The organism is Nocardia amikacinitolerans NBRC 108937 (genome assembly GCF_001612615.1).
Lineage (GTDB): Bacteria > Actinomycetota > Actinomycetes > Mycobacteriales > Mycobacteriaceae > Nocardia > Nocardia amikacinitolerans.
In genome coordinates this window covers 66,322-75,049 of the sequence record NZ_BDAU01000038.1, presented here as the reverse complement: position 1 = coordinate 75,049, position 8,728 = coordinate 66,322, and the positions used below count along the sequence as shown (strand labels likewise).

The window sequence follows — 8,728 nt, the reverse complement described above, 5'->3', positions numbered from 1 at the left end:
CCATGGCGATCGACTGCCAGGTGCCGAGCATCAACTTCCCGCCGACGACCGGCACCGTGGCGTAGGGCGCGATCATCGCGGGCATGACGTGCGACCGCCCGTGCCCGCGCGAGCCGTGCGCGTGCCGCCACCGGTCGTCGGCTGGCAGCAGGTCGCGCAGCGCGGCGAGCAGGTCGTCGTCGCTGCCGGCGCCCAGTTCGATGATGGCGATACCGGCCGTGGCGTGCGGCACGAAGACGTGCAGCAGCCCGTCGCCGCCCGCCGTTCCGGCGAACTCCGCGCACTGCGGCGTGATGTCGTGCACCACCTCGCGGCGGCCCGTGGTGACCGCGATCAGTGAGCTCTTCATGGCCCCATCATTCCCGGTTCGCGGTGCCGCGCGGATGATCATTCGAGAGTTCCTGCGCGTGTGTGCTTTTGCACAGCTCGGGGAGGTAGCGACAAATCCCGTGGACGGCGGCCGGTAGTCTTGGTGGCTGTTACCAGCTGATTGTCGATCTTGGAGGACCCTGTCGTGGCTCTCGTTGTTCAGAAGTACGGAGGATCCTCGGTCGCTACCGCCGAGCGTATCCGGCGCGTCGCTGAACGGATCGTCGAGACCAAGAAGCAAGGCCACGACGTGGTGGTCGTCTGCTCGGCGATGGGTGACACGACCGACGAACTCCTCGACCTCGCCCAGCAGGTGGCGCCCGCGCCGCCCGCCCGCGAGATGGACATGCTGCTCACCTCCGGCGAGCGCATCTCCAACGCGCTCGTCGCCATGGCGATCCACTCGCTCGGCGCCGAGGCGCGTTCGTTCACCGGCTCGCAGGCGGGTGTGATCACCACCGGCGCGCACGGCAACGCGAAGATCATCGACGTCACCCCGAGCCGCCTGCGCGAGGCCTTGGACGAGGGCACCATCGTGCTGGTCGCGGGTTTCCAGGGCGTCAGCCAGGACAGCAAGGACGTCACCACGCTCGGTCGCGGCGGCTCCGACACCACCGCGGTCGCGCTTGCCGCGGCGCTGGACGCCGACGTCTGCGAGATCTACACCGACGTGGACGGCGTCTTCACCGCCGACCCGCGCATCGTCTCGGACGCGCAGCGGCTCGAGCAGGTCTCCTACGAGGAGATGCTGGAGATGGCGGCCTGCGGCTCCAAAGTGCTGATGCTGCGCTGCGTCGAGTACGCGCGCCGCTACAACGTGCCCGTGCATGTGCGCTCGTCCTACACCGACAAGCAGGGCACCTACGTTTACGGATCGATGGAGGACATCCCCTTGGAGAAAGCAATCCTCACTGGCGTCGCGCACGACCGCAGCGAGGCCAAGGTGACCGTGGTCGGGCTGTCGGACGAACCGGGATTCGCCGCCAAGGTGTTCCGTGCCATCGCCGACGCCGAGATCAACATCGACATGGTCCTGCAGAACATCTCCAAGGTGGAGACCGGCAAGACCGACATCACTTTCACGCTGCCCAAGACCGAGGGCGCACGCGCCGTGGAGATGCTCACCAAGCGCCAGGGCGAGATCGGCTTCTCCCAGGTCCTCTACGACGACCACATCGGCAAGGTGTCGCTGGTCGGCGCGGGCATGAAGAGCCACCCGGGCGTCACCGCGACGTTCTGCGAGGCGCTGGCCGACGCGGGCATCAACATCGATCTGATCTCCACCTCCGAGATCCGTATCTCGGTCCTGGTCAAGGACACCGAGCTGGACGACGCCGTGAAGGTGCTGCACCGCGCCTTCGACCTCGGCGGCGACGAGGTGGCCGTGGTGCACGCCGGAACGGGGCGATAAGCGATGGGTATTCGAGTAGGAGTCGTCGGCGCGACCGGACAGGTCGGCGCCGTCATGCGGAAGCTGCTGGAGGAGCGCGACTTCCCGGCCGACGAGGTGCGGTTCTTCGCGTCCGCGCGCTCGGCGGGCAAGAAGCTGCCGTGGCGCGGCGGCGAGATCGTGGTCGAGGACACCGAGACCGCCGATCCGTCCGGCCTGGACATCGCGCTGTTCTCCGCGGGCGCCACCATGTCCCGGGTGCAGGCCCCTCGGTTCGCGGCGGCGGGCGTCACCGTCATCGACAACTCGTCGGCCTGGCGCAAGGACCCCGAGGTTCCGCTGGTGGTCAGCGAGGTCAACCCGGAGCAGACCCGCAATCTGGTCAAGGGCATCATCGCCAACCCGAACTGCACCACCATGGCCGCGATGCCGGTGCTCAAGCCGCTGCACGACGAGGCGGGCCTGACCAGGCTGGTCGTCTCCAGCTACCAGGCGGTCTCCGGTTCCGGTCTGGCCGGTGTCGACGAGCTGGCTTCGCAGGTGCGCGCGGTGATCGACGACGCCGAGAAGCTGGTGCACGACGGCGGCGCCGTGGCGTTCCCCGCGCCGAACAAGTACGTCGCGCCGATCGCCTTCGACGTGATCCCGCTGGCCGGTTCGCTGGTCGACGACGAGTCCGGCGAGACCGACGAGGATCAGAAGCTGCGCAACGAGAGCCGCAAGATTCTCGGCATCCCCGAGCTGCTGGTGAGCGGCACCTGCGTGCGGGTTCCGGTCTTCACCGGGCACTCGCTGTCCATCAACGCCGAGTTCGCCAACCCGCTGTCGGTGGCGCGGGCCAAGGAGCTGCTGGCAGGCGCGCCCGGCGTGAAGCTGGTCGACGTGCCGACGCCATTGCAGGCCGCGGGCGCCGACGAGTCGCTGGTCGGCCGCATCCGCCAGGATCCCGGTGTGCCGGACGGTCGCGGTCTCGCACTGTTCGTCTCTGGTGACAACCTGCGCAAGGGCGCGGCGCTCAACACCATTCAGATCGCCGAGGTGCTGCTCAGCGACCGCTGAGCCAGCTTGTCGACACGGGCCGTCCGATCCTTCACCGGATCGGGTCGGCCCGATCGTCGTATCCGGGGCTGGCACAATCGCTTCGGTAATCGAGTTCGGCGTGGAGAGGTGTGGCCGGTGGGTTCGTATGTCGCCGTGCACATCGCGGACTGGCCGCGGCTGGCGCGGACGGTGACCGAGCGGGCGCCGCGCAGGTTCGCCGACCTGGACTGGCCCGACGAAGACCACCGCCAGCGATATCCGATCGGCCTGCGCTGGCTGGACAGCACCGAGCACTGGATCGCCGAGTACCGTTTCCACGCCTACAGTTCCGCCGCGCTGCACTCCGAATTCGAAGCGGTCTGGCGCGACGCCCGCCTCTTCGTGCCGTGGGACGTGCCGACCGAAACGGCCGAGCTGATCGCCGACACCGACCTGTTCCTGCGCGGCCTCTACGGCGCCGACCTCCCCGTCGAACCCGCCGCCCACCACCCGTGGCGCCCACACAGCGACACCATCCAGCCCACCACCTGGCTCGCCCACTCGCCGGCCCACCTGGCCACCCTCGCCAACCTCTGGGGCCGCATCGCCCCCCGCATCCCCGACCTGCACCCCCACCTGGAACGCGAAACCACCAACCGCCACCGCATCACCAACCCCGCCACCTTCGAACGCCTCCTCCGCGACTGGGGCGAGGTGGTCCACGAAGCCGACACCCGCCGCTGGGGCATGCTCGTCGACATGTGGTGAGACGCGGTGCCGCACAGCATCTGCACGCGGTGCACCGGCGCTGCCGCCGCGCGAATGCGAACAGCCCGCACCGGGTCGACGAGGTAGATCAGCGGCGACCGTTCAGAGCTTTTCCATGGCGGCGATGGTGGCGAGGAACAGTTCGACGTTGTCGTGGACGAACTCGTCACGGGGGTAGGGCAGGGACTGCTGAATCCAGGCGGTGATGGTGTCGCCGAAGCCGCCGACCAGGAATCGGGCGGTCAGTTCGACGGCGTTGTCGGGAGCGTCCGGCGCCAGCTCGCCGAGGATGGCGCCGAACGCTTTGGTGATGTCCTCGGATCGGGCAAGTCGGCGTTCGGCCACGGCGGGCAGCCCGTAAGCCTTGGTGGACAACAGCTTTCCCTTGGCGGGCGTCGCGAGGAAGAAGTCGACCATGGCTTCGATCGTCGCCGTCACCTTGGCGCGCCGGTCCGATTCGGCCGCGGCGACGGCCTCGGCCACCGATCCGCTGAACTGCCGGACCGCCAGCTCGAAAGCCGCACCGGCCAGCTCGTCCAGATCGGTGAAGCTCTCGTAGACGAATCGCGTCGAGAGCCCGGCCGCCTTGGCCACATTGCGAATCGTGAGGCCCGCGGGGCCGTCCAGCGCCATCACCTCGAAGGCCGCCTCGAGCAGCTGCTCTCGACGCGCGGCCCGGCGCTGATCGGCGGGGACGCCGCCGTACGCGCGTGCCTGTTTCGACATCCCACAATCTTGACACATTTGATTCCCGAATCTAGCTTGATTCGAGAGACGTTTGATTCCTGTTTAGGAGTATCGCAATGCCGCGAGACTTACCCGGCCTCGGCAAGGACACCCTCACCGCGCGATGGGCGGCGGATTGGCGGCTGATCATGCTGGCCCCGAGCGCGCTGCTGTTGCAGGTGGCACACCCGGTGATCGGAGCGGGCGTCGCTCAGCACTCCGTGTTCAAGACCGATCCGTTCGGCCGCTTCGATCGGTCCTATTGGCCTACCCTCGCACTGGCTTTCTACGGCGACGACACCGCGGCGTACGGCCGCGACATCAAGGCGATGCACAAGCCGATCGGCGGTGTGGATCACGCGGGTCGCCGCTACCACGCCTGGGATCCCGAGGCGTATTTCTTCGTGCTGGCCACCGCGCACTGGGCGAGCGAGATCGCCGCGACTCGGTTCGGCCGTGGCCTCACCGAAACCCAGCGCGCCGAACTGTATGCGGGATGGCGCCATACGGCCTTGCTGGCGGGTCTGCCCGAGCGCGCCGCGCCCGCGGACCTCGCCTCCTTCGAAAAGTGGTTCGACCGCGTGCTGCGCGAGCGCCTCGAGCACCACCCGACCGTGGACGACGTACTCGCGACTCTGTCCCGGCCGCCGCGGCCCGCGAGGGTGCCGCGTTGGCTGTGGTCGCCCGTGATGTGGCGGATGGTCGGCCCGCTGGCCGTCTGGGTGAACGTCGGCGTGCTGCCGCCCGAGTTCCGCGCGCTGATCGGCCGGACCTGGACCGATCGCGACGAGCGGCTGTTGCGCTGCTACGCAGTGCTGATTCGCGCGCTGAATGTGGTGATGCCGCCGCCGCTGCGGACCATCACCAAGCACGTCGCGGTATGGCGCAAGGACCGGGTCATGCGCGCCGTCGGCGCGGCGGCCGCGGTGGCCTGATGCACGGCGCCCCGCCCTCGAGGCCGACGCCGGACGGCCCACTCCCACCACACGTGGACAGGTGTTTCGGCTGCGGTCCACGCAACCCCGCCGCGCTCGATATTGCGCTCGAGCTGCGTGCGGACCGCGTGATCGGCCACGTCACCCTGGACGAAAGGCATCAGGGCGCGCCGGGAGTCGCGCACGGCGGCGTGATCGCGGCGATCCTCGATGAAGCCGCGGGCACCGTGCCGACCACCATGTGCGTGCCCGCCGTGACGGCGAAACTCGAGGTGAACTATGTCCGTCCTGCTCCGCTGCGACGGCCGATGGTCGTGACGGCGGTGCTCGGTCGGCGGGAGGGCGAGCGCAAGCTGCACATCGACGCCCGCCTCGAGCTCGACGGCGAACTGCTGGCCGAGGGCAACGCGCTGTTCGTCGTCGTGACGGCCGGGCACTTCGTCGCGCAGGGAGCGCGGGCGGGCGACATCCCGTTCTTCGGGGTGTGAGTCGGTCAGCGGATGCGGGGGGTACGGGGATCGTGCCCGACGCAGACGAGGACGAAGCAGCCGGGGGCGATGTCGGCGAAGGGCGGGGTGAGCTGGTAGTTCAGGCAGGCGACGACGTTGCAGCCCGGGTAGGCGGCGGGGCCGATGCCGAAGACGGCGAGCAGGAGATTGGCGTCGACGAAGCGGCGCGGATCCAGGCGGATCGGCGGCTCGACGTATGGGCCGGGATCGGGGTACGGGTTGTCGGGCATGGCGGCGAAGAGTCTGCGGAAGAACTCGTGCGGCAGCTCGGCCGTGTTCTGCACGATGCCGGAGACGCCGTACTTGCTGACGTTGCCGAAGACGCCGGTCCACATCACCATCAGATCGAGGCTCGGGAAGACGAAGACGTTCTGTAGACCGAGCCCCGCCATCATGTACATATCGCGGGGCAGGGACGGCGCCGCCTCCGCGCAGCCGGGGCCGAGCCAGAAGAGATACCCGTAGCAGTGGTTCGCCTGCGACGGCGTCAGCGCCATCGACATATACCGCTGCGACACGAGTTGTTCTGCGCCCCAGCGCCCTTGATTGCTCACCAGCAAGCCCAGCTTGGCGAAATCGTCCGGCGGGATCATCAGATGCGCGTAACCGTAGGTGTTTCCGGCACGATCCTTCGCCCAGTAGTAGTCACCGCGCGGGATACCGAGCGGACCGAACAACTCCCGCTGTGCGAACTGCTGGAACGGCTCGCCGACCGCGAGTTCGATGACGAACGTCAGCAGGTCGACGTTGCGCTGGCTGTAGCTGAAGGCGGTGCCCGGCGGATTGTCCAGCGGCACACCGAGCGCCTGCACAGCGCTGTGTGGATCGATGGGGACAACTCCGGTGATGCCCTCGGTGAGCACGCCCACCGTCATGCCGGAGGTCTCGGTGAGCAGGTCCTCGACCCGGATGGCGCGGTGCGCGGGGTCGCCGAGACCGGCGGGCAGGTACTTGTCGATCGGTGCGTCCAGGTCGAGCAGCCCGCGGTCCCAGGCGATGCCGGCGATCAACGAGACGACACTCTTGGTGCCGCTCCAGATGTTCCACGCGACGCGCCCGCTCTTCGCGTTGTTCAGCCCCTCGCCGACCAGGCAGTTGTGCCGAAAGACCTGGACGTTGAAGCGGTTTCGGGCAGTGACGAACTCCAGTGCTGCGTCGAGCAGTTCGGCGTCGAACCCGGCTTGTTCCGGAGTCGCGCGTTGCGGCTCCCGACCGGAGCTGACCTCGCAGCGAACCTGTTTCGTGGTAGCGGCCGGAGCCGCATGGGCCGTCGCGCCCACAAGACATCCCGCGACCAGCGAAACCGCCGCGATTCCGGCGAGGAATCCACAGAAACGCCCCATGTAATGAGGCTATCGCCCCTGGCCCGCGCAAACCGGCCAACAGGCGGCGGCGCGCGGCACGAAAATCGTGGCGGCTCAGCGTGCCCGGCGCCGCACCGCGTAGAGCGCGGCGCCGAGTGCCAAAATGGCGAGTCCGACGAGCACCGACGCCGTCGGCAGAGCGGCCGCGACGACAACGCAGCCGAGCGCGCCAAGCACCGGAATCCACCGGGCCGGCCGGTCCTCGGCCGCCGTCAGCGTGCCCGCCGAGACATTCGCCACGAGGTAGTAGACCAGCACGGTGAAAGACGAAAACCCAATGGCCGCACGCAGATCGAAGCTCGCCGCGACAACGGCGACCACCGCGCCGACGACGAGCTCGGCCCGGTGCGGCGCACCGAAGCGGGGATGCACCGCGGCGAGCGCGTGCGGCAGATAGCGGTCACGTGCCATGGCGAGTGTCGTGCGCGAGACGCCGAGAATCAGCGCGAGCAGCGAGCCCGCCGCCGCGACCACCGCGCCGATCCGCACCACGGGCGCCAGCGCGGGAGCGCCCGCTTCCGAAACCACCCGTGCCAAGGGGTCTATCGCGCCGGCCAAGCCGGACGAGCCGAGCACGGCGAGCGCGGCGGCCGCGACAACGGCGTAGACCGCGAGCGCGACGGCCAGCGCGATCATGATGGCGCGCGGAATGGTGCGCCGCGGCTCGCGCACCTCCTCCCCGAGCGTGGCGACCCGCGCGTAACCGGCGAACGCGAAGAACAGCAGCCCGGCCGCCTCCAACACGCCGCGCGGACCGATCCGGTCCGGCAGCGCCGTCGCGGCGGTGTGTGCCCCCGTCAGTCCGACCACCGCCACCATCGCGAGCACCGCGAGCACGATCGCGACGACGATCCGGGTGGCCAGCGCGGACTTCTGCACGCCGGTGTAGTTGATCGCGGTGATGGCGAGGACCGTCGCGACGGCGACCGGCCTGGCGTGCTCGGGCCACGCGTAGTGCCCGACGGTCAGTGCCATCGCGGCGCACGAGGCCGTCTTGCCCGCCACGAATCCCCACCCGGCCAGGTATCCCCAGAACGGGCCGAGCCGTTCCCTGCCGTACACGTACGTGCCGCCCGACACCGGATAGCGCGCCGCGAGCCGTGCCGAGGACGTCGCGTTGCAGTACGCGAGCAGCGCGGCGATGGCCAGCGCGAGCAGCAGCCAGGAGCCGGCGGCCGCCGCCGCGGGTGCGAGCGCGGCGAAGATTCCGGCGCCGAGCATCGCGCCGAGACCGATCAGCACCGAGTCGGCCAGTCCAAGCCTTCGGTGCAGTGCCGCGTCGCGTGAGGTCATGGCTGCATCTTGGACCACTTCGGTGAACGCGAACCCAAGCACTCGCGGGGCCACGCGCGGGTCGTGTCCGCTGGCGCCCGATATGCGAAACGCCGCCAGGTCGGGGGGTAACCTGGCGGCGCCGCGACGAGTAGCGGGACGCCACGCCAGCATCCCGACTCGGGTGTCGACGTCCCACAAGCGCCTCTCGGCGAGTGGTCGCTCGAAGCGACGAAGGGTGCGGCCCGGGGCTGTCCGGACGCCGACGGTGAGCTACAACCGGCGCAAGGATGGAACTATTCCAGCGCCCAAATGTGTTGTGCGTCACGCTCGGTGCGCGGCGGGACGCGACCGGAGGACGCAAGGTTTCCGGAC

General features: G+C 69.2%; 9 protein-coding genes. 5 read left to right on the top strand and 4 right to left on the bottom strand.

Annotated elements, in window-relative coordinates; translation table 11 throughout:
• Positions 1–349: YjbQ family protein (locus tag NAM01S_RS26695; RefSeq protein WP_067790308.1), on the bottom strand; the 349-nt coding region annotated here is incomplete at its 3' end.
• Between the two features lie 165 nt (positions 350–514).
• Here NAM01S_RS26695 and NAM01S_RS26690 point away from each other — a divergent pair.
• From NAM01S_RS26690 to NAM01S_RS26680, 3 genes are all read left to right on the top strand, one after another.
• Positions 515–1,780, top strand: coding sequence for an aspartate kinase (locus tag NAM01S_RS26690; RefSeq protein WP_067790306.1), 1,266 nt, complete (start codon positions 515–517; stop codon positions 1,778–1,780).
• Between the two features lie 3 nt (positions 1,781–1,783).
• Positions 1,784–2,818, top strand: a complete 1,035-nt coding sequence (locus NAM01S_RS26685) for an aspartate-semialdehyde dehydrogenase (RefSeq protein ID WP_067790303.1) — start codon at positions 1,784–1,786, stop codon at positions 2,816–2,818.
• A gap of 117 nt (positions 2,819–2,935) precedes the next feature.
• A complete protein-coding gene (locus NAM01S_RS26680; RefSeq protein ID WP_157107918.1) occupies positions 2,936–3,547 on the top strand; it encodes a hypothetical protein in 612 nt (203 codons plus the stop codon).
• A gap of 102 nt (positions 3,548–3,649) precedes the next feature.
• Here NAM01S_RS26680 and NAM01S_RS26675 read toward each other — a convergent pair whose 3' ends face one another.
• Positions 3,650–4,273 (bottom strand): TetR/AcrR family transcriptional regulator, encoded by a 624-nt coding sequence (locus tag NAM01S_RS26675; protein WP_067790297.1) that lies wholly within the window; start codon positions 4,271–4,273, stop codon positions 3,650–3,652.
• A gap of 77 nt (positions 4,274–4,350) precedes the next feature.
• Here NAM01S_RS26675 and NAM01S_RS26670 point away from each other — a divergent pair, with 77 nt between their 5' ends.
• Positions 4,351–5,208 carry an oxygenase MpaB family protein gene (locus tag NAM01S_RS26670; protein WP_067790294.1) on the top strand — a complete coding sequence of 286 codons (858 nt, stop codon included), beginning with the start codon at positions 4,351–4,353 and terminating at the stop codon, positions 5,206–5,208.
• A 53-nt stretch (positions 5,209–5,261) separates the two neighbouring features.
• Positions 5,262–5,696, top strand: a complete 435-nt coding sequence (locus tag NAM01S_RS26665; protein WP_169810905.1) for a PaaI family thioesterase — start codon at positions 5,262–5,264, stop codon at positions 5,694–5,696.
• A gap of 5 nt (positions 5,697–5,701) precedes the next feature.
• Here the strand turns inward: NAM01S_RS26665 and NAM01S_RS26660 are convergent, their stop codons facing one another.
• Complete coding sequence (locus NAM01S_RS26660) at positions 5,702–7,060, bottom strand: serine hydrolase domain-containing protein (RefSeq protein ID WP_067790288.1); 1,359 nt, start codon at positions 7,058–7,060, stop codon at positions 5,702–5,704.
• A gap of 75 nt (positions 7,061–7,135) precedes the next feature.
• Complete coding sequence (locus NAM01S_RS26655) at positions 7,136–8,374, bottom strand: APC family permease (protein ID WP_067790284.1); 1,239 nt, start codon at positions 8,372–8,374, stop codon at positions 7,136–7,138.
• Positions 8,375–8,728: the final 354 nt, after the last annotated feature.